General features: G+C 47.4%; 16 protein-coding genes. 10 read left to right on the top strand and 6 right to left on the bottom strand.

Annotated elements, in window-relative coordinates; translation table 11 throughout:
• Nucleotides 1-101: 101 nt before the first annotated feature.
• The 4 genes from MHH93_RS09675 to MHH93_RS09660 all read left to right on the top strand — a co-directional run bounded on the left by MHH93_RS09675 (nucleotide 102) and on the right by MHH93_RS09660 (nucleotide 6,167).
• Nucleotides 102-1,388, top strand: coding sequence for an alpha-L-fucosidase (locus MHH93_RS09675; protein WP_500053866.1), 1,287 nt, complete (start codon nucleotides 102-104; stop codon nucleotides 1,386-1,388).
• Nucleotides 1,389-1,451: 63 nt separating this feature from the next.
• Complete coding sequence (locus MHH93_RS09670; RefSeq protein ID WP_500053865.1) at nucleotides 1,452-2,474, top strand: carbohydrate-binding family 9-like protein; 1,023 nt, start codon at nucleotides 1,452-1,454, stop codon at nucleotides 2,472-2,474.
• A gap of 7 nt (nucleotides 2,475-2,481) precedes the next feature.
• Nucleotides 2,482-5,115 carry a transglutaminase family protein gene (locus MHH93_RS09665; protein ID WP_500053864.1) on the top strand — a complete coding sequence of 878 codons (2,634 nt, stop codon included), beginning with the start codon at nucleotides 2,482-2,484 and terminating at the stop codon, nucleotides 5,113-5,115.
• A gap of 5 nt (nucleotides 5,116-5,120) precedes the next feature.
• Nucleotides 5,121-6,167, top strand: coding sequence for a glycoside hydrolase family 18 protein (locus MHH93_RS09660; protein WP_500053863.1), 1,047 nt, complete (start codon nucleotides 5,121-5,123; stop codon nucleotides 6,165-6,167).
• A 161-nt stretch (nucleotides 6,168-6,328) separates the two neighbouring features.
• Here the strand turns inward: MHH93_RS09660 and MHH93_RS09655 are convergent, their stop codons facing one another.
• Complete coding sequence (locus MHH93_RS09655; RefSeq protein ID WP_500053862.1) at nucleotides 6,329-8,629, bottom strand: AraC family transcriptional regulator; 2,301 nt, start codon at nucleotides 8,627-8,629, stop codon at nucleotides 6,329-6,331.
• A gap of 314 nt (nucleotides 8,630-8,943) precedes the next feature.
• The gene (locus tag MHH93_RS09650; protein WP_500054100.1) at nucleotides 8,944-10,458 is read right to left on the bottom strand and encodes a glycoside hydrolase family 43 protein; all 1,515 of its coding nucleotides are present in this window, start codon (nucleotides 10,456-10,458) and stop codon (nucleotides 8,944-8,946) included.
• 173 nt (nucleotides 10,459-10,631) lie between these two features.
• Here MHH93_RS09650 and MHH93_RS09645 point away from each other — a divergent pair, with 173 nt between their 5' ends.
• Complete coding sequence (locus tag MHH93_RS09645; RefSeq protein WP_500053861.1) at nucleotides 10,632-11,498, top strand: helix-turn-helix domain-containing protein; 867 nt, start codon at nucleotides 10,632-10,634, stop codon at nucleotides 11,496-11,498.
• 137 nt (nucleotides 11,499-11,635) lie between these two features.
• Here MHH93_RS09645 and MHH93_RS09640 read toward each other — a convergent pair whose 3' ends face one another.
• The 4 genes from MHH93_RS09640 to MHH93_RS09625 form a co-directional block, all read right to left on the bottom strand.
• Nucleotides 11,636-12,205, bottom strand: coding sequence for a YdeI/OmpD-associated family protein (locus MHH93_RS09640; protein WP_500053860.1), 570 nt, complete (start codon nucleotides 12,203-12,205; stop codon nucleotides 11,636-11,638).
• 11 nt (nucleotides 12,206-12,216) lie between these two features.
• Nucleotides 12,217-12,726 carry a DinB family protein gene (locus tag MHH93_RS09635; RefSeq protein WP_500053859.1) on the bottom strand — a complete coding sequence of 170 codons (510 nt, stop codon included), beginning with the start codon at nucleotides 12,724-12,726 and terminating at the stop codon, nucleotides 12,217-12,219.
• 82 nt (nucleotides 12,727-12,808) lie between these two features.
• A complete protein-coding gene (locus MHH93_RS09630) occupies nucleotides 12,809-13,726 on the bottom strand; it encodes a helix-turn-helix transcriptional regulator (RefSeq protein WP_500053858.1) in 918 nt (305 codons plus the stop codon).
• Between the two features lie 216 nt (nucleotides 13,727-13,942).
• Entirely contained in the window at nucleotides 13,943-14,860 is a 918-nt protein-coding gene (locus tag MHH93_RS09625) for an ArsR/SmtB family transcription factor (RefSeq protein WP_500053857.1), read from the bottom strand.
• Nucleotides 14,861-15,259: 399 nt separating this feature from the next.
• Between MHH93_RS09625 and abnA the strand changes: the two genes are divergently transcribed.
• From abnA to MHH93_RS09600, 5 genes are all read left to right on the top strand, one after another.
• Nucleotides 15,260-16,171 (top strand): arabinan endo-1,5-alpha-L-arabinosidase AbnA, encoded by a 912-nt coding sequence (gene abnA, locus MHH93_RS09620; protein ID WP_500054099.1) that lies wholly within the window; start codon nucleotides 15,260-15,262, stop codon nucleotides 16,169-16,171.
• A gap of 132 nt (nucleotides 16,172-16,303) precedes the next feature.
• Nucleotides 16,304-17,647, top strand: coding sequence for an ABC transporter substrate-binding protein (locus tag MHH93_RS09615; RefSeq protein ID WP_500053856.1), 1,344 nt, complete (start codon nucleotides 16,304-16,306; stop codon nucleotides 17,645-17,647).
• Between the two features lie 157 nt (nucleotides 17,648-17,804).
• Nucleotides 17,805-18,695, top strand: a complete 891-nt coding sequence (locus MHH93_RS09610) for a carbohydrate ABC transporter permease (protein WP_339303686.1) — start codon at nucleotides 17,805-17,807, stop codon at nucleotides 18,693-18,695.
• A 26-nt stretch (nucleotides 18,696-18,721) separates the two neighbouring features.
• Nucleotides 18,722-19,564, top strand: a complete 843-nt coding sequence (locus MHH93_RS09605; protein ID WP_278296469.1) for a carbohydrate ABC transporter permease — start codon at nucleotides 18,722-18,724, stop codon at nucleotides 19,562-19,564.
• Between the two features lie 56 nt (nucleotides 19,565-19,620).
• Entirely contained in the window at nucleotides 19,621-21,042 is a 1,422-nt protein-coding gene (locus MHH93_RS09600) for an arabinan endo-1,5-alpha-L-arabinosidase (RefSeq protein WP_500054098.1), read from the top strand.
• Nucleotides 21,043-21,481: the final 439 nt, after the last annotated feature.

Genomic DNA, 21,481 nt, shown 5'->3' with positions numbered 1-21,481 from the left:
CGATTCAACATATTTCCCAGGGAGGAAGCAAGATAACCGCAAGCTTCATTGATTTTCATATTTTTCGTATATAACAATGCTCGGGGGAGGTGTGATCAGATATGCAAAAATGGTTTGAAGAAGCCAAGCTGGGGATATTCATCCACTACGGCATCTATGCGGTAGACGGGGTTGCGGAGTCTTGGTCCTTCTATAATGGCAGGATGTCCTACAACGAATATATGAAGCAACTGAATGGGTTTACGGCTTCGGAATTCAACGCGGAGAAGTGGGCGGACCTGATTGAAAAGTCTGGAGCCCGGTATGCCGTGCTGACAACGAAGCATCATGATGGCGTTGCGTTATGGGATACGCAATATAGTGACCTGAATGTCGTCAAACAGACACCGGCGAATCGGGACATCGTGAGGGAGTATGCGGAAGCGATCCGTGAGAAGGGGATTCATCTGGGGATGTATTACTCACTTATTGATTGGTCACACCCGGACTATCCTAGTGTATTTGAAGGTGGAAAAGTGCCGGACGATCTCGGCGATGCCAACCCGTATTCAAGTCCTGTGGACGGTGTTCAGGATCAGGAAAAGTGGCAGAAGTTCCTGCAATTCAATAACCATCAACTGGGAGAGATTTTAACGAATTACGGAAAGGTGGATCTGCTATGGTTTGATGGGGATTGGGAACGGAGTGCCCAGCAGTGGAATCTGCCGGAGTTCAAGCATTACCTGCACTCCTTCAACCCGGATATCATCATCAACTCCCGCCTTCAAGGGTATGGAGATTACAAAACGCCTGAGCAGGGCATTCCGATTACAAGACCGGAGGGACCCTGGGAATTCTGCACCACGATCAATACATCATGGGGTTATGTACCAACTGATCATAAATATAAATCCCTGAATCAGATCATTCGGATGTTCTGTGATTGTATATCAATGGGCGGTAATATGTTGCTGGATATAGGTCCGCGTGAAGATGGCACCATCGATCAGAGGCAGGAGGATATTCTGCTTGGGCTGGGAGCTTGGATCCGAACCCATGAAGAGGCTGTCTTCGGAACGGGTGAAGGCATTATGTCCCGCTATTATCTAGGAGGAAGCACGGTATCCGAGGATCGAAAGACACTGTATCTGTTTGTGTATGATGATCCCAAAGAGAATGTATGCATCAAAGGTCTCTGCAATCCGATCAAAAAGATTACCGTGCTGCATTCAGGCAGAGAACTTGATCATGAGATTCATGGAGGCGTGCCATGGTTCAATATCCCGGGAACAACGTGGATTAAGATGACCCCGGAGGACGCACATGAACAGGTGACCGTTCTTAAGATCGAATTCGATGAGGAGCTGGAAATGTATGGCGGCGCTGGAGCCGTTGTCACCCATAACTAACTATTACAGGGAGGGCGTGTGCCGATAGATGCATGCCCTCCCTTACGAATTGGAGAGAGTGACATGAACAGAAGTGGAGTGCCAGAACCCAGGATTGAGTATGCTCCCAAACATTATGTATGCAAGCGAGCGCAAGAAACGCTGGTGTTAGACGGCCGTGTGGATAAGGCTTTTTGGGATGCGGCCCCTTGGACGGATAATTTCGTTGATATCGAAGGTGATCTTCGTCCGAAGCCAGAGAAACAGACACGGGTAAAAATGCTATGGGATGACGACTATTTCTACTTTGCTGCCGAGCTGATGGAAGATCAGATATGGGCTACGTTAACTGAGCGTGATTCCGTTATTTTCTATGACAATGACTTTGAGATTTTTATCGATCCTGACGGGGATTCCCATCAATATTATGAGTTCGAGATCAATGCGCTCAATACGGTATGGGATCTGTTATTAGTGAAGCCTTATCGGGATGGTGGGCCTCCGGTTAACGGTTGGGATATCAGCGGTCTCAAGACGGCCGTATATATCGATGGAGAACTGAACAGACCTGGAGCTGATAACCGGAAATGGAGTGTAGAAGTCGCGATTCCCTGGAACAGTCTAAAGGAATGTGCCGAAGAAAACCGTCCGCCTGCACCAGGTGAGTTCTGGCGTGTCAACTTCTCACGTGTGGAGTGGCAGACCGAGGTACAGGGCGGTGAGTACCGCAAGGTGCTGAATCCGGAGACCGGAAAACCTTATCCGGAGGACAACTGGGTGTGGTCACCTATGGGCATTATTAACATGCACTACCCGGAGTTATGGGGTTATGTTGTATTCTCGGATGAAGGAACGGATGAGTCGTTTGAGTTGCCGGAAGACGAACGAATTAAATGGGAGCTTCGCAAGCTCTATTACCGTGAACGCAATTATTATGAAACCCATGGCGAATTTACCCAGGATATGAAGTTGCTTATGGGTGAGGATTCGTGGAGTTGTGAGCCTGTAATTGAAACAACTCGCAGCCTGTTCCAGATTACTGCGCCTTCTTCGGACGGCACGGCCTTGATCTGTATTCGGGAAGACGGAAAGCTGTGGAAGGAGTGAGAACATAATGACCAGCCAAACCTTGGTATTTTCCCTTGATGCACAGTCATTGGAGAGGATCGAGCAGAAGTTCCAGGAGAAGGTACGTTTTGCGGCGGCTCGCAAATCGGAGTTGTTTGATATTTTTCAGCAGGAGCTAACGGAAGAAGAGACATGGGCGTTGAAGGTTGTCTATGCCTATATGCCGGTAAACGACATGGCTGACTATAACGGGGACTTGTTCTTGAGTCATGTACGGCGGGCTTTGGACACCCGCATACGTGTGCCTTGGGGAGATCGCGTTCCGGATCACCTGTTCCTTCATTTTGTGCTACCTTATCGGATAAATACGGAAAATATTGAAGATTTCCGCGGCTTGATCTATGACGAATTAGCCGAGCGGACAGCGAAGTTATCCATGGCAGATGCCATTCTGGAGACGAATTACTGGTGTCATGAGAAAGCGACCTATATTGGCAGTGATCTGCGTACGATATCACCGCTGACGATGATCCGGAATGCTCGGGGTCGATGCGGCGAGGAATCCACGCTGGCGGTGGCTGCTCTTCGCAGCATCGGCATCCCTGCCCGTCAGGTGTACACACCGCGCTGGGCTCACTGTGACAGTAATCACGCCTGGGTAGAAGCTTGGGCAGATGGTCAGTGGTATTACATCGGGGCATGCGAGCCTGAAGCTCGCCTGAACCAAGGGTGGTTCAGCCCGCCAGCCCGAAGGGCGATGCTGATTAATACGAGGATCTATGCCGACTATCCTGGACCGGAGGATATAACGCTCTCCGAAAAGGGATTTACGGAAATTAATCTGCTTGAGAACTATGCGCCAACGCGCACCATTCGTGTGAAAGTGAACAATGAGCAGGGAGAGCCTGTACCCGGAGCGAGTGTCCGCTTTGAGTTGTACAATTCGGCAGAATTCTATCCGATTGCCGAAATTAGCACGAACGCACAAGGGGAAGCTGCTTTTAAGACAGGTTATGGTGACCTTTTGATTCGTGCGGTAAGCGGCGGCAAGTGGAGTGAAATCCTATTCAAGGCTCAGGAAAGTGATCTTGTAGAGCTTGTATTGGACTTGTCAGAGCAGCCGTCAGAGAGCGTGGACTTTGATATGGTCCCTCCGCCAGAAGGGGAAGGAGAGAGCGCGGTTGCGTTATCGGAAGAGCAGATTCAGATTCACAATCGTCGTCTGGAGGAAGGAGCACAGACCCGAAGCGAGTATGAGGACACTTTCCTGAGTCAAGAGGAGGCTGTCTCACTGGCTCATTCGGTTGGACTGCCCCAGGTGCGTGTATGGGAGATTCTCCAGAAGGCACGAGGGAACAGTCGTGAAATTGCAGCTTTCCTGGAAGAGTGCTCCAGTTCATACGGTGAGTGGCCGCTTCGGTTACTTGAATCATTGAATGAAAAAGATTTAATTGATACCTCTCGCCAGACGCTGCACGATCATCTAATTGGTGCGCTCTCGCAGCAAGGATCATGGGCGGAAGATACGTTTGTGAGATACATCCTGTGTCCGCGGATCTCTTATGAGATGCTGGTCCCTTATCGAAGTGTATTCCAGAATGCATTTTCGGCAGATGAGGCAGCAGCGTTCAGGGAGAATCCCTCGACACTTGCCCAAATGCTGGAACAGCAATATGAATACTATGACGATCTTCCTAATCTAAAAGGCAAAGGGAATCCCACAGGGACGTTTAGTCTAATGAAGGGGGACGCTCAGTCGCTGGATATTTTGTTTGTGGCTGTATGTCGCAGTTTGGGTATCCCTGCCCGATTACATCCGAGCGCTCAGAAACCACAGTATCTAAGCGACAGAGGATGGGAGGACACGGTGTTTAGTCTCACCTCACCTCGAACTCAGGTAAGTACAAGCTGGGGAAAGCTCCAACTTCATAGGGATATAAAAGCTCCGCAGGATACTCCTGCAGCATCCTATTTCGAGAACTTCTCGTTTGCACGTCTGGAAGATGGCGTCTACAAGACACTGATATATCCTTATGGCAGTACGGATGTTTATAGCAAGCCATATGAGGTTGAACCAGGTGCTTACCGTTTAACGACAGGCATTCGTCTGAAAGATGGAACGGTAAACGTACGCTTCATATACTTTACCGTGAATGCCGGAGATACAACTGAGATTGTATTGTCTTATCGTGAGACTGATATTGATATTCCTGTACTCGGTAAACTTGCACCAGGAAGTATACTGACCCATCTGAATGGTTCAGAGGTGGAGCTGGAGGAACTTCTGGGATCGGAGGGCGCCATAGCTGCCTGGATTGAACCGGAGCGTGAACCGACGAAACATCTGATTCGTGAACTATGCGAGCTGGCAGAACCGCTGGATAAGCTGGGCATACCCATCGTGCTTATGATCGGAGACATGGAATGGAACGCTTCCTTTGACCCTGTTGGTTATCCTAAGCTGCCAATACGCACAGTTTTTGCACGGGACTCCAATTATGCTTCCTTGTCTGGTTTCATTTCGAAACCTGCAGATCACGAAGCGGGTTATCCGCATCTGTTCGTGCTGGATACTCAGCATCAAGTTCGTTATTCGGCTTCCGGGTACAAGATTGGTACCGGGAAGGAAGCCTTGCAGATTGCTGCTGCGATAACACAATCATCGAATGGATCGGAGTGAAGAGGGTGACGAATTATATTGCTGCAGGTTATGCCGTGGATTCTGTTCTTCCTGACATGACACACGAGGATCTATTGAAGTTAACACATCTGAACGTAGCCTTCGGACATGTTAAGAATGATATGATCACCACCGAGCATTTAAAAAATGGCCATGTGATCGCAAACATGAAGCGGGATCATCGGAATCTTACGGTGCTGTTGTCTGTAGGCGGATGGAGTGCAGGCGGTTTTTCCGAAGCTGCCTCAACCCAGTCAGGAAGGGAGAGCATGGCAGCATCGGCAGTTAGGGTGCTGGAAGAATATCCTTTTGACGGGATCGATCTGGATTGGGAATATCCTTGTTACGGTGAAGCTGGTATTGCATCCAGCCCTGATGATAAACGGAATTTCACCTTGCTTCTCAAAACGATCCGGGAGACACTGAATGCCAAGGGGGCAGAGGATGGTCGTCATTATCTGCTCACCATTGCGGCAGGGGCTGATCAATACTATGTAGACGGTACAGAGATGGCTGAGGTGCAACAATATTTGGACTACATCCAGTTGATGACCTATGATATGCGCGGCGGTTTTCAGGTTCTGACCGGACATCATACGAATCTGTACACGCCAATCGGAGATTTGTTTCGAATGAGTGCGGATGCTTCCGTGACCCTGTTTGTTCGCGCCGGGGTTCCGAGGGAGAAGATTGTGATCGGCTCCGCCTTCTATTCCCGAATCTGGACTGAGGTTCCTGACCGAAACCATGGGCTCCATCAAATGGCTGGCAGTACAGGCGGCTATGGTCCGTCATTTGCCGAACTGGAAGCGAAGTACATCAACAAGAATGGTTACACCCGTTATTGGGATGAAGAAGCCTCTGCACCGTTTCTGTTTAATGGGTCCAGCCTCATATCGTATGACGATGAAGAATCGATCCGATGCAAATGTGATTACGTAAAGGAGCAAGGTCTGGCCGGGATCATGTTCTGGGAGTACAGCTGTGATCAGACGGGCCGTTTGCTGGATGCAGTGCATCAAGGACTTCATCAGTTTCCGGCTGGAAAATAGGATAAGCAAGTCGGAGCAGGCGGATCAGATGATGTATATGGACTAAAAACATACGAAGGGGCCGTTCCATAAGTCATGAGCATGACTTATGGAACGGCCCCTTGTTTGCGTTATTTTGGTCTAATGAATCAGGCACTGCATCACAGAGGCGATATCTCCTTTTATCCAATGCACTCCTCGTCATCATCATCCGGGGAATCGGCGGAGCCGTTGGGACGGTGCATCTTACGGTATTGTCCTGGGGTATAACCCGTTTCTTTCTTAAATTTGCGGATGAAGTTTGGTGTGTCCAGATAACCGACGCGGGTGATGATATCTTTTAACGGATCGGTTGTATGCAGCAGTAGCCGAATGACCTCATCCACCCGTTTCTGCCAGATATATTGGGTGAAATTCATACCGATCTTTTCTTTGAAGGAACGACTGAAATAGGAAGAAGAGATCGTAAATTTCGATGAAATCGTACCTAGACTGAGGTCATAATCCGAGAAATTGACATCAATATAAGCAACGATTTCATCCATCAGGGAGCTTTCTTCCGTCTCACTCTTCGCCTCGACATGGGCGCAGATTTCGGCGACAAGGCCTGTTAGTTTCTTCTCCAGATCCTCCAGCGAGTCATAGGACGTGATCCTTGGAAGTTGATCAACCACATGATGGATTCCAAGTTCCGAGGCGGTTTTGAGCATGGTGTTCAGAATATCAAAGCAGATGCAACGCAGCAGCGGTACAGATGGCATTTCATCTTTCAAATTGTTCAACGCGGTCGAAACCATCTGAACTGCCACGTCATAGCTGCCCTGTTTCAAGCTCTGGACCAGCTTTAATAACACATCTTTAGGGACCCAGAAGGAAGAATCCTGTACACCGGAACCGGAAAGGTCCTTAAAGTATGTACTATTGCCCTGTCCGTGCAGCATTGATGCTTCCAGAGCAGTCGAGGCCTCAATGAAGGACTGATTCAGCTGTTTCGGATAAGTGTACCGATTGCCTATCCCGATTGCGGGAGCGACCCCGGTGTGTTCTACCACCATCCATTGCAGTTTTTCAACAATAGGTTCCATGCGGACATTGAGACTACCTTCATGTCCTATTTCGGCATCGAATCCTACAATAAGGGCCAATTGATCTGCCTGTGGAAGCTCGACGCCGTAAGCATATGCAGTTAAATCCGGCAGCTCCACATCATTCATCAGCTGTACGACAGTAGGTTGCTCGGGGTTATTACCGATGGGAAAAGCGTGCATTTCCCAGCCCATGATCATGACAAAATAATGAGATCGGTTGAAGCGTATGCCAAGCTTATCTGTAAACTCAGCGGGGAAATCTCCGGTGTGACCGTGCTTCAGCAACATGAGTAAAATATGATTGCGCGCATAGGGTTCCTGAAGATCCACACGCTGACTATAATCATGAAGTGTTTTCTTGATCCATTCCAGCTCATTGGTGGATGAGGATGGATCAGGATCATTCTTCAACCGAATGAACTCCATTAAGTCTGAAATGGGATGGTATTGTCTTCGGGCCAACATGATGGCAAGAATGGTGCCCATCGTTACCACAAAGGAAAATACAAGGATAATAAAGGTTCGGATATGGACAATTCGGCTGAAAAACTGGTTGCTTGGCATAGCGGTTACATAAGTCCAACCCGTATCCGATTTAACGGATACAACCGAATGTGGTTCTTGATTCAAGGAGATGCTGTGCGTTCCGGGTTCAAGGGCAAACAGTGCGCTGACCTCCTGTTCGGATATGACTTCTCCCTTATAGTTGGCTGCCAGTACTTGCCCGTAATTATCGAAAATGTAAGTCATCCCGTGATAGTCACTGAGGATAGAATCAATCAAGCCAGTCAGATTAGACTCGTGGATCAGGTACATCACGGTTCCGTGGGCGGGCGTATTATTAGGTGCAATCGGTACAAGGTAGGCCAGCATGGAATTGGGGATTCGGGTTCCTTGAACGACCTGCTCTGCTGGTCGTATCGTGGGAAACGGGACGTTATTCAAATCCCGGATCATGTCCGTTTGGTTCCAGGTATTAAATTTGTAGCGGGCCGTGAATACATCCAGATTCTCCGAGCCTTGAGAAGAGTAGATGTTATCATCTCCGCGGAAGAACAGGAATAACTCATCGATAATGGAACTGGTGGCTTTGTATTTGACTAATGCGTTAATGGATTCCCGGCTATAGTAGGGATGGTGGGTCCAATATCTCGTTAACTGCTCATCATAAGCGATACGAAACGCGATGTCCTGTAATTCCTTCATGCGATCATCAATGACCGTTTTGGCTTGAGTGAGCTGATTAACATTGGTCTGTTCAATCTCTGAACGGAGCGTGTCCACAGCATTGTGATAAATAATGATGGTTAATATAACAAGAGGGATAAGGAAGATGGAGATATAGGATAGTGTGTACTTAAGCAGAAGCTTGGACTTGAAGTGATTCCATTTCATATCTGCAACCTCCCGTTTTTCTTTCGTGCTGCAGCGATAGCGCTCTCATATGGGCAGTAAGTATATTGCCAAGATGGGAGCTGCTGGGGTGTTCCTTCTGAAAATACTAGGAGAACTTCTCTAATAAAGCAATGGTTCTTTTATAAATTCCAGTGCAATCCGTAAGAAAGATATAGCTATAGCAAAATCCCCTCAAAGTACACTCATTTCCTTATGCTACCACACAAGGCTTTTGTAAGAGTATCTACTTTAAGGGGATAATTCTAGCTGATCATATATTATATTTTCTATTACTGAATATAGGAGTTAAACGATTATTCTTCCAGCGGTTCATAGTCAAACCAATCGAAACTTGCAGGTGTACACTCCTCTGATGGAGCATAAGCGTACATGGCTATCATCACACCTGTGAAACCACTCGCCACTTCGGTAGATAACAGATGAGTTTCTCCTGAACCGACTTCAATGGTATCGGATGAACCTTGCTGATAGAGGAACGTGAAGTGATTCCGGTCAGCCTTGATTTGTAATACAACCGGCCCGTCGTCGCAGTCAAAGACCTGTTCGGTTCTTAGAGAGCCGACGGTTCGCCGCAATACGATTTTTTTCTGGTCATCGATCTGTGTGACAGCCCAATCGTAATGATATTTATGATTCATAAATAAGGTTAATCCGGCTTCCTCACCGTTCACACGCGGCTCATAATTTAGCTCGGTCCCCAACTTGCATAAGAAATGTCTTAATCGACGCCCAACAAAGGCTGGATTTCTGCCATCATCGAGTGAAACCGAATTCCCCCGCAGGATGAGTTGCCCGGGATTTTCTGTGATTGTCCAACTATTCGGAGCCGGATTCCGCAAGAACATCCAGTTCATGTCCAAGGTTGGTTCGTCAAAATGATCCCGGGTAGCCTGAGGTGACCAAGGGTGCTCAGCCAACACAGGCCCTGTCATCTCCTGCTCGATATGTCCATCCACACCGATTGTCGGCCAACCGTTTTCCGTCCATGTAACGGGTGCCAGGAACGTTTCACGTCCCAGATGGTGCCGCATGGGGTAACCTGCTGGACGAAGGCCAAGACATACCGCCCACCAGCTTCCATCCTGGATCTGGACAAGGTCTGCATGACCGGTTGCGTGGATGCTGGATTTCATACTTCGATTGGACAGAATCGGATTATGTGGACACGGCTCAAATGGTCCGTATGGCTCTGTGCTCCGAGCAATGGTCTCCATATGACCATACTCGGTTCCACCTTCGGCAATCATCAGATAGTAGAGGCCGTTTATTTTATACATGTGGGGAGCTTCGGGGGCTGCGCCTCCAGTTCCGGTCCAGATTAATCGGCTATCCGTTAGTCTGGCTCCGGTCCCAAGGTCTATCTCGCACTGATAGATGCCCTCGCCCTCATCGCCATTACAGGCCGTTTGAAAATACACATGTCCGTCTTCATCGAAGAGAAAAGAGGGATCAATGCCGCCCTGATCGACAAAAATCGGAGCAGACCATGGTCCCTGGGGCTTAGCACTACATACATAAAAATTCCCGCCGCCGCTGACATTGGTTGTTGTCATATAGAACCAGCCATCATGGTACCGGAGAGTAGGGGCATAGATGCCGCCAGAGCTGCCTGCATTCGCTAGAGGCAGTTGCTCCGTTGATGTGAGGACATGACCGATTTGTCGCCAGTTCACAAGGTCTTTGCTGTGGAACATAGGCACACCAGGGAAATATTCAAAAGTACTGGTTACCAGATAATAGTCTTCATCTACACGGCAGATACTTGGATCTGGATAAAACCCCGGAATCACCGGATTGGTATATTTTATCATGTGATGCTCCTATTCATTGTGAGAGTTTAATATGGTCCTGGACGTATGAGAGATATCCTTGCTACAAGGGGCATTATATCGTCTTCAATCATTTCCAACCTTGATTTTTCGGTCCTCGAATAGCATGATATAGACATTCAACCCAAGATGGTTTGCGGAGGGGAATGCTTTTGAGTAATGCATATTTGAGATGGTTTACCTCGGATCATCAACAATTTCCGTTTTTTATTCAGTACGGTGCACATGCTGAGGACATGGAGCTCCATAATCATATGGATTTTACGGAACTTGTGATTGTTCTGAATGGTCATGCAACCCATGTGGTGAACACCGAAGAATTTTTTATTAAAAAAGGGAACGCATTTGTGATTAATGGTGACACCCATCATGCGTATAAAGACCCTCATGATTTTAGGATCTGTAACATTATGTTCAGTCCCGAGATGCTTGCTTCGGCTGGGCCCGATCTAAGAAAATCGAACGGCTTTCAGGCGCTGTTTGTTTTGGAACCGTTTTATCGAAATATTCATTCATTTCCGAGTAAACTTTCGTTATCCATTTCCAGTCTGGAGTATGTGGAATCACTGATATCGTTCATGATTGAGGAGTATCAGAGTAAACAGCAAGGGTATCAGACCATGTTGATCTCACGCCTGACGGAGATGGTTGTTTATTTGTCGAGACAATATGATACGCAGGAGAAAGGGATCGAGGGTAATAATCTGATGCATCTGGCCAATGCCATTTCATTTATTGAAGATCATTATCTGGAGCCGCTGTCGTTGGAGGATATTGCGGGGAAGTCGAACATCTCCATAAGGCATCTGAATCGGATTTTTCGTTCCTATTATCAGATGACCCCGATGTCTTATCTGCAGAAGTTGCGTCTGGAGAAGGCATGTCATTTGTTGAAAAACGGGAATCTGTCCATCACGGAAATCTCGTATGAATGTGGATTCAACGACAGTAATTATTTCACTCGCCAGTTCAAGAAAGCCTTTGGTAAGTCCCCAAAAACATACAGGCAGAATCATTAACACCCGAATAAAAATGATGTGTGAGCGGGGAGAGGTGTGAACAGAAAGTCTGGGCCGAGATTCGCCAACGTATAAATCAAAAAAAACAAGCAGGACCATCCTATGAGGAGGCCCTGCTTTCGTATTTTCAAGGCATCTTAATAATCCAGAAGCCGTCCGTTGTCATGCCACTGACCGTACATTTTATTTTCCTTTGTGTTACTTATGAATTTATCCAATCTGCTCTGGAATAAGGCGTTCTGATGTTTAACACTTTGGATCGTATCAATCCTGACCTTCTGATACAGGGCAGGGAATGCCGTGAAATTGGCATAAACCTGCGGGTTCTCTTTCAACCTTTGTTCGATCACACCATCAATACTGAAAGCATTCGGGTCCATGACAGGTAGTACCTCTCTTCCCTCATCATGCATGAGGCCTAACTTTTCAAGACGACGGACACGTTCCTTGTTCAGTTCAGTCCATGAGCTACGTTTGCTTCGGGGAGATAATCTCTGTGCCAATTGAGTGTCGGATATTTTCTTTTTGACTCCATCGATCCAGCCAAAGCACAGGGACTCCTCAACTACATCCAAATACAACAGGGTGTTCGGCAATGGTTTTATGCTTATGATGACCCAGCAAGATTTCTGGACTTTTCCATGTTCCTGCAACCAACTTCTCAATTCTTCCCTCGATGTCACGGGAATACAGTGTACATTCTCCATCGAATCGTTGTCTAAACTTGAGCCGGTTCTTGATACCAGAAGAGAGAATAGTCGTTCATGACGGAAGCATGCCCCAACTGACGGAGCATGGTAGACACATTGCCTCGGTGGTAGGTCCCGTGATTGACCAGATGAAATACCATTTCCGATAAGCTGGTTTCGCGGACGCCGGCAAAAGGATTATCGAGCAGCACGGTTTGTTCCAGATTAGTTTGGCCTTGGAGCCATTCGCTGTATTGTGCCGACAGATCGGCAAACATTTGGATGTACTCATCTATTGAACCGTGAATTTCACCATTGAGAGGCATGCATGCTTGGAGTGCCTCGGGCATACTGGTGCCCGTTAATACCAGATACCACATCTTATCCACTGCATAGATATGGCTGAGGGCATGGGCGATGGTTGGAAATGAACTGTTCACTTCCTGACTCAGCACAGAAGAGGGGAGTTCTTTGATTCTGTTCAGGATGGTTTGATTAGCCCATGCATTGTAGTTATACATTTGTTCCGGATGATTCATGAATGATCGTCTCCTTTAATTTGGCGAGGAATGTGGTTACTTACTAAAATGATTATAAAAAAAGAAGTATGACAACAGCGTGTCATACTTCTTCATAGAGCTTAAGTGCGTTTTGAAGTTGTTCTTTCAGGATGCCACGTAATTCAATCGGTTCAAGCACCTCAGCGCCACTACCCAAACTAAGCAGAAAAGACCAAAGCCATCTGGCCTGTAACGGTTGATGAACCGGGATGCGCATTGTCATACTTCCATCCTCGTGAAATTGCTTATCTGCCTGTTGAAAATGATCCATGGCTTCCGCTAGCGCTTCCGGGTTCACTCGAAATACCACATCACTTACTTGATCTTGCCAGGATGGATCGGACACAACCTCCGCCTGAGGAAGTTCAAGATGTGGTTGAAAGTGTTCCGATGTCAGGGTCACATTCATCATCCGGGACAGTCGGAACTCCCGATAGTCCTGCCTTGTCTGACAAAATCCATACACATACCAATTACGATATTTAAAATGCAGTCTTATCGGTTCCAGATGACGAGGGGTATGTTCATTTTTTGTATTGATGTAGTCAAAATGCACAACCTGATGCTTCGTAATCCCTGTACGCAGATGAGGAAGGGCATCTGGCTCCGTTCGGCGAGTCTCCAGATCCACAGATAGACTTGAGGTCTGATGCTCCGGGCCAATCGTTTGCAGACGTTCAATTGTGCCTTGTGCACGTGCATCCTCGAAGACCGTGGAGAGACTGCTCAGCACCGTGATCAGGGAATCCACATCATAAGAACCGAGCAAGCTCTTATCCATCTTGTATCCGTCCATCATGCCGTAGCCGCCTTTGAGTCCCTGATGGGAGACGACCGGGAAGCCGGCTGCACAGATCACATCAATATCCCGATAGATCGTTCTTGGGGACACCTGAAACTCTTCCGCCAAGGTGGAAGCAGACAATACTTCATGGTTCAACAGCTTGTATATGATAGAGATTAATCGTTCCAATTTCAAAAGACATCCCCGCCCGTTATTCCATTTTGTCATTCAGGCCATTAGTATAGCACGACATAGCGAACAAAAAATGGGAACGGGACGAAACAACAAAAAAAGAGTGCCGGATCGCACTCTTTAGAAGACACCATACTGTTGTGCAGAGTAACAGGCATCTTAGGTATTCTGGCAGTTCTGTTGAGCTCTTTTATCTCGGGCGTTTGGCCAGAGCAGGTGCTACTCTTCTTGCACGTTATAGAGAACCCGAGCGAGCAGATTTTGTCCATAGTTTCCGAAGTTTTTGCCAAAGATCGTTAAACCTCGTTTGTTCAAAGGTCCGTCCGTAACTGCAATGCGGAAGTGAATATCGCTTTTGTAATCCAGTCCAATCTGGTCCAGCGTTACATCCGAGATACGGCATCCGTCAATATAGCTGCCTTCCTGCGTAATTCGAATCAGCTTCAGCATGCCGTACTGATTGAGATGGGGAGGCCACCATTCCGGGTTGAAGGTACCGCGTGTTTTACCGAAATCCCCTGGACTCGTCCAGCAACCAATCTCAATACCGTTGACATAGAAGTAGATATCTGAAGGGTAATTGTCGCAAAAGCCAGGTGCCTCCGACCCCAGTTCCATCGACAACTGAATTTCACTAAACGACTGATTAGGCTTGAGATAATTGGGAATCCGATACTCCAGATAACCCTCAGCCAGCCAGATCATCTCCGCATCAATTCGCAGTGGATCAGCAAAGTAACGCGGATCATCGAACTCTCCAACAATGCTGTCCCGGGTAGCGAGACCACATGTAGGTACAGCCTGATAATCGCTGTAATGGCCTACCTGAATCTCTACCTCATACCGATTGTTAATCTCCTGTGACCGCAGATCAACCATCAATTTTTCCTCATTGAGATAACATATCTTCTGAATTCCATGTTTGCCAACGGCGGTGTTGATCTCGATCAATCCGCTCTCTTCGAGCTTCTTGATATGCATCGTGATGGCACCATTGCTGAGTCCAAGTTTGGTTGCAAGATCATTGAGATTAAGACTTTGGTTCTTGGCGAGCAGTTCAATGATCTGAATCCGAATCTCCGAACTGAGCGCTTTGAAGATATTCACACCCGACATTAGATCTTTAATATAAATCATAGGTGGATTTCCTTTCCCCGTTCTGAACAAAGTCTCTTCGAATCAGACATTTGCACATTTATATGTTTTATTTCAGATAATTATAAATCATTCCTTCATGGAAGGGAAGGGTAGAGAATTAGAAGCCAAAACCGCTGTAAATAGCGCAAATATGAACGTAAATCCTATTTTGCGTTCACGATTCCGGTTAAAATAAATGTTAATCAGTTCACATATATTTGAAATATACCATTGAAATGTCATGTAACCGCTTTTATAATCCTATTATACCTAAATTGATTCATTACTTCATGAACCTAATTAACCATTTGATCAGGAAAGGTGGAGTTCGGTTTGGAAAAGGTAAGTACTGTGAAGAGGTTTAAGTGGAAACGTTTGGCGTTACCGGCATTACTAGTGATGGTATTGCTTCTGGCAGGTCAGTCCAAAGCTCTGGCGGCGTTCTGGAATCTGACAGGAGATACCGCTGTTCATGATCCGTCAATTATCAAAGAGGGAAGTTCCTGGTACACTTTTTCAACCGGCCCGGGCATTCAAGTATTGAAATCGGATAATGGATCGTCCTGGTATCGTGTTCCACAAATTTTCTTGAGCAAGCTATCCTGGTGGGCTTCTGCTGTTCCGGGGCAGAGTGGATTGGATGTATGGGCACCGGACGTGGAGCAGTATAACGGAAAAGTATGGCTCTATTATTCGATCTCCACCTTTGGTTCCAATCGGTCTGCGATTGGTCTTGCGTCTGCGAACAGCATTGGAGCAGGGCAGTGGAAGGACGAAGGATTGGTGCTTCAGACTACGACCGCCAATAACTATAATGCCATTGATCCCAATCTGGTCATTGATGCTTCAGGCAATCCATGGCTGGCCTTTGGTTCGTTCTGGAGCGGTCTAAAGATTGTCAAGCTGGACAAAAATACGATGAAACCTACGGGAAGTATAACATCCATTGCTGCGCGGCCGAATAACGGAGGTGCTATTGAAGGACCAAGTGTTGTATATCGTGGCGGCTATTATTACCTGTTTGCTTCCATTGATTCTTGCTGCCAAGGGGTGAACAGTACCTATAAAATGGTCTATGGACGTTCGACCAGCATAACAGGTCCTTATGTGGACAAAAACGGAGTCAATATGCTGAATGGTGGCGGAACGATACTGGATACAGGCAATGTGAAATGGAAGGGCCCAGGTGGTCAGGATGTGTACAACGGCAATGTCATTGCACGACACGCCTATGATGCAGAGGATAATGGCAATCCGAAATTGCTGATTAATGACTTGTTATGGGACGCGAATGGATGGCCGAAATATTGATTTATTTTAGATAAATATAAATTGTTTTATAAAAGTATTGACTAAAGTGATCTGGATTTGATAAATTTAACAACAGAAATCCTATTTCATCCAATTGAATACGGTTACAAATCCAGATCAGGAGGGGTTCAGATGGTAAAGAAAAAGAATTGGGTCACATTTATGCTTCTAATGCTGGTAAGTGCATTGGTACTTGCGGGCTGCGGAGGAGGAAGTAGCGGTTCAAATGGGGACAAGGAGTTAACGTTTATGTTCCGGGGCGGTACAGATGAGCAAAAGGCATACCAGGCGGTGGTCAAGAAATTCGAAGAAGATCATCCGGGTGTGAAAGTCAAAATCATTGTAACGGCTGCGGATCAATATGCAACCAAGCTGAGAGCGGCAATTACAGGCAACAGCTTGCCTGATGTATTCTACATTAATCCTGGCGATGTGAAGGCGTATGTAAACAGCAATGTGCTGATGAATCTCACATCGTATATTGAAAATAACCCGGATGTTGATCTCGATAATATCTGGAAATACGGCGTGGATTTGTACCGTTATGATGGCCAAATGGCAGGACAAGGTGACATCTACGGTATGCCGAAGGATCTGGGGCCATTTGCACTGGGCTACAACAAGACTTTGTTTGAGAAAGAGGGCATTCCATTCCCTGACAAGGATAAACCATATACATGGGAAGAGTTCATTAAGGTGAACCAGCAAGCGACCAAAGATACCAATGGGGACGGTAAACCCGATGTGTACGGTACCGGATTCAACGTGCAATGGGCACTGCAATCCTTTGTATGGAGTAATGGTGGGGATTGGCTGGATGAGACCAAAACAAAGGTGACGATTGATGATCCGAAATTCGCGGAAGCGCTACAATTCTTCGCGGATATGCAAAACGTATACAAAATCACACCGTCCATTGAGGAAGCGCAAACATTGGATACATATCAACGCTGGATGAAAGGTGAAATGGCTTTCTTCCCTGTAGGACCATGGGACATGAGTACATTTGAGAAACTGCCTTTCGATTATGATTTGCTACCTTTCCCTGCGGGATCGACTGGCAAATCGGCAACATGGATCGGATCTCTGGGTATCGGTGTATCGGCGAAAACGAAGCATCCGGAAGAAGCTGCGGCATTGGTGAACTACCTTACGGCTTCGAAGGAAGGTATGCAGCAACTGGTGGATGCCAAGGTACAGATTCCAAACTTGCTGGATATGGCAGACGAGTGGGCCAAAGATACATCCACGAAACCAGCCAACAAACAGGAATTCATTGATATCGTTGAGGATTACGGTCGGGCTCTGCCAGGTAACTACACATACAATGCGGAGTGGTATGACCTGTTCTTCACAGACATCCAGCCGGTATTGGATGGCAAGATTACAGCCGCAGACTATGTGAAGCAGCAACAGCCAAAAATGCAGAAGCTGCTCGACAAAGCGGTTGAACAGGAAAAGAAATCTCAGAAATAGTAGATAGGAAAGAGCGATGCCGGCAGAGTGCAATCATGCTGCTGGCATCATTCGTGTTGGAAATTGTGGGATTCCATACGGGCATGTGGCATTCGTTGATGGACAAGATTCAATCGAAGAATGCCACATGCTGATACTAGAAACAGGGGTGAACGCCGTGATTACGAAATCGAGTTTGTATCGCAAAGAGATGCTGTACGGATATCTGTTTATTTTACCTCCGATTCTTGGGTTGCTGATCTTTGTCATGTTCCCGTTCCTCTATTCCCTTTATGGTTCTTTTACCGATTGGGATGGATTGGGACAGATGAACTTTATTGGTTTGGCCAACTTCAAGGATCTGCTCACGGATGACCTCTTTTATAAAGCGATGTTTAATACATTTTTCCTGATGCTCGGGATCCCGATTGGTTTGTTGCTTGCATTGTTGCTGGCCATGGGTCTGAATCGTAAAATTCCCGGAACCACAACATTCCGAGTGATCTATTACATTCCGGTCATTTCTTCCCTCGCGGCGGTGTCCATTATGTGGAACTGGGCGTACAACGGAGATTATGGTCTGGTAAACCAGTTCCTTGACCTGTTTGGGATTAAGGGTCCTAACTGGCTCGCGAACAAAGACACGGTCAAACCGGCTCTGATTATTATGACGGTGTGGAAAGGTCTGGGATACACCATGTTATTGTATCTGGCCGCCCTGCAAAGTGTATCACGTACATATTATGAGGCTGCTGAGCTGGATGGAGCGAATAGCTTCCAAATCTTCCGCAATATCACTTGGCCGATGGTGAAGCCGGTTACCTTCTTCCTCATCGTTACGAATATCATTGGCGGTTCCCAGATCTTCACCGAGATGAACATTATGACACCTACCGGGGGTCCTGAATATTCTTCGGCATCAATCGTCTTCTACATCTGGCAGAAAGCCTTCAGTAACTTGCAGATGGGTTATGCCTCGGCGATGGCCATGATTCTGGGTATTTTCATTTTTGTCATTACCCTGGTGCAATTCAAAATGAACGAAAAATCAGCCTATGATGGGGATTAATTGTCAAGGAAAGGAGTGAACCGGAGATGTCTTACAGTCAAAAGAGGAAATTAACGAATTCGATCATCTTTATCGTGCTCGCGATTGGTGCGATTGCGATGATTGCACCACTGATCTGGATGTTGTCCACGTCATTGAAGGAGAAGCAGGATGTGTTCGCGCTTCCGCCTGTGTGGATACCTGAGGTGTTCCAATTTGGAAAGTATAAAGAAATCTGGGAAGCTGGACCTTTGCTCAGCGGGATCAAAAACAGCCTCATCGTGGCAGTGAGTGTAACGGTGGTGGGTACGTTTACGTCAAGTATCGCTGCCTTTGCTTTTGCCAAATTAAGATTCCCGCACAAAAATAAACTGTTCCTTGCGTTGCTGGCATCCATGATGATTCCTTATCCGACAGTCATGATCCCGCAATTCATCATGTTTGCGAAGCTGGGCTGGGTGGATACGCTGCTTCCACTGATCGTTCCAGGCCTGTTCGGTAATGTCATCATGATTTTCTTCTTGCGCCAATACCTGCTTAGTGTGCCTGATGCGATTATTGAGGCGGCCAAAATCGATGGAAGTTCCTATTTCCGGCTGTACTCCAGCATTACGTTCCCGCTCATCAAACCGGCGGTAGCTGCGCAGTTGATTCTCTGGTTCATGGGCATCTGGAACGATTATCTGGCACCAATTATCTATCTGAATTCACCGGAGAAGCAGACGTTACAGCTCGTTATTGCAAACTTTAATGCTACCTATGCAATCCAGACCGATTACCCACTCATTATGGCGGCATCGATTGTAGCCCTGTTACCAGTGTTGATCATCTTCCTGATCTTCCAGAAACAGATTATTGAATCGGTTGCCATTTCGGGAGTGAAGGGATGAATCAGCGGAAGAACTTCCGAGGGTGGACATTTTCGAAGAGAGGGGTTGTTGCTTCCATGTTGCTGTTGTTGATTACTGGGGCTACGGGATGTGCTGGAGAAGGGGCCGGAGAAACGGTGTCCCGTCCGGTCTTCCCTGAAGCTCCTCAAGATACCCAGCTGTATGATACCTCCATACTGGATGATGAATCTCGTTGGACGGTGAACAATGCGCATGATCCAGCCATTATCAAAACAGACCAGGGATACTACGTCTATTCCACAGACGTTCGTGTAGCAGGAGAAGCGAAACCCGGCGTCATGGTTCGCAAATCGGATGATCTGATCCACTGGACATGGGTAGGTCAGGCTCTGCCGGGCATTCCGCAGGAAGCGCTGGACTGGACAGGTGCAGTCAATCTGTGGGCACCGGATGTAATTCAGACTGGTGATACCTATCGGATGTATTATTCAGCATCCAGTTTCGGCAGTACCCAGTCGGCCATTGGTTTGCAGACAGCTAAGTCCCCGGAAGGCCCATGGACAGATGAAGGGCTGGTTGTGAAAACGTCTGCGAATGAACAGGACAAACTGAACGCCATTGATGCCAATCCCATTGTGGATGCCGAGGGCAATTCGTGGATGGTATATGGTTCATTCTTTGACGGCATCTATATTGCCCCACTCGATCCGGATACCGGGAAATTCAAGGACGAGGGTTATGGTACCCGCATTGCTGCACGGGATCGTGCAACCGAAGAGGGCGCAGTCGAAGGTCCATACATTGTGTATAACCCGGAGTTCAAAAAGTATTATCTGTTTGTCTCCTATGATTCCCTATTCGAGGACTATAACGTGCGAGTTGCGCGTGCTGATTCAATCACAGGACCGTATACGGACATCAACGGCAATAACATGCTGGAGACGGAGTATCTGCCGCAATATGAGATCGGCACCAAAATTCTCGGCGGTTATCGCTTCACGGAAGGTGAGGGCTGGGTTGCGCCTGGACATAACTCCGTTCTGAAGGACGGAGACGATTATTACATCGTGCATCATGCACGGGGCGAGACGGATAAAAACTGGCCATATCTGCATATACGCAAAATGGTATGGACGAAGGACGGCTGGCCTGTGGTTTCACCAGAACGGTATGCCGGTGAGACAGCACAGGATATTCCGAAATCCATGATTGCCGGGGCGTGGGAAGGCATGGCACTTGATCCGTCCGTGGACGGGCAAATACAAGCCGTGCCTTATACCTTAACGGACAAAGGTAAAATCAATAGCGAAAAAGGTTCAGGAACCTGGACGTTTGATGGCAAACAAACACTGACACTGAAGTGGAAAGAAAGCCCATGGGGCGGAGCTTCCACGGAAGAGCTGAACCTGCTCCCGTCCTGGGACTGGGAGCGAAGCCAGCCTGCGCTGGTGGTAACAGGACTTAATGACCGAGGTGTAGCGGTCTGGGGCAAGCAAATTAGCGCAGCTGAGGAATAAGGCGTAAGCAGCGAGGTTGCACAGCTGGCTCATAACTTTGCGGCCAGCCATGCACTTGGTGGGGAGAGTTGACCCTGTGAAGCGGTCAACCCCATAAGACCGAGCCGAGCCAAGATAAGGCTCGAAGTGAGGTTGTAACCCAGCGAGCGCGAAAAGAGCGAGCTGCTGAACCAAAGGTGCACAAGCAGTGAGGGGGAGGAAGGAGCCGCAGGAGCGAGTTTGGCATCCGATTTCAACCGCCAAGAGCGGTGATAAAAGAAATCGGAGGACAAGAGAGCACCAAGGCCCTACCACCCCCGAATGTCCGCTGTGCATGCAGGCTGTGCTGTTAAGGTGCGCTAGCGCACAAGACTTTGCAGTAATTAAACAGTCAAACTGCATTTATACTGGCCTATAGCTCGGCGGCCAGCACTGCATTAGATGGGAGAGTTGACCCTGC

The sequence above is a fragment of the Priestia sp. FSL H7-0729 genome, assembly GCF_038005685.1.
In the GTDB taxonomy this organism is placed as follows: Bacteria; Bacillota; Bacilli; order Paenibacillales; family Paenibacillaceae; genus Paenibacillus.
This window is presented reverse-complemented; position numbering and strand designations above follow the sequence as displayed.

Excerpts from the sequence above, each read along its gene's own strand:
- MHH93_RS09615 (WP_500053856.1), top strand. The coding sequence starts at position 16,304 with ATGGTAAAGAAAAAGAATTGGGTCACATTTATGCTTCTAATGCTGGTA.
- MHH93_RS09670 (WP_500053865.1), top strand. The coding sequence starts at position 1,452 with ATGAACAGAAGTGGAGTGCCAGAACCCAGGATTGAGTATGCTCCCAAA.
- MHH93_RS09600 (WP_500054098.1), top strand. The coding sequence starts at position 19,621 with ATGTTGCTGTTGTTGATTACTGGGGCTACGGGATGTGCTGGAGAAGGG.
- MHH93_RS09635 (WP_500053859.1), bottom strand. The coding sequence starts at position 12,726 with ATGAATCATCCGGAACAAATGTATAACTACAATGCATGGGCTAATCAA.
- MHH93_RS09625 (WP_500053857.1), bottom strand. The coding sequence starts at position 14,860 with ATGATTTATATTAAAGATCTAATGTCGGGTGTGAATATCTTCAAAGCG.
- MHH93_RS09665 (WP_500053864.1), top strand. The coding sequence starts at position 2,482 with ATGACCAGCCAAACCTTGGTATTTTCCCTTGATGCACAGTCATTGGAG.
- MHH93_RS09605 (WP_278296469.1), top strand. The coding sequence starts at position 18,722 with ATGTCTTACAGTCAAAAGAGGAAATTAACGAATTCGATCATCTTTATC.
- MHH93_RS09655 (WP_500053862.1), bottom strand. The coding sequence starts at position 8,629 with ATGAAATGGAATCACTTCAAGTCCAAGCTTCTGCTTAAGTACACACTA.
- MHH93_RS09675 (WP_500053866.1), top strand. The coding sequence starts at position 102 with ATGCAAAAATGGTTTGAAGAAGCCAAGCTGGGGATATTCATCCACTAC.
- abnA (WP_500054099.1), top strand. The coding sequence starts at position 15,260 with ATGGTATTGCTTCTGGCAGGTCAGTCCAAAGCTCTGGCGGCGTTCTGG.
- MHH93_RS09640 (WP_500053860.1), bottom strand. The coding sequence starts at position 12,205 with ATGGAGAATGTACACTGTATTCCCGTGACATCGAGGGAAGAATTGAGA.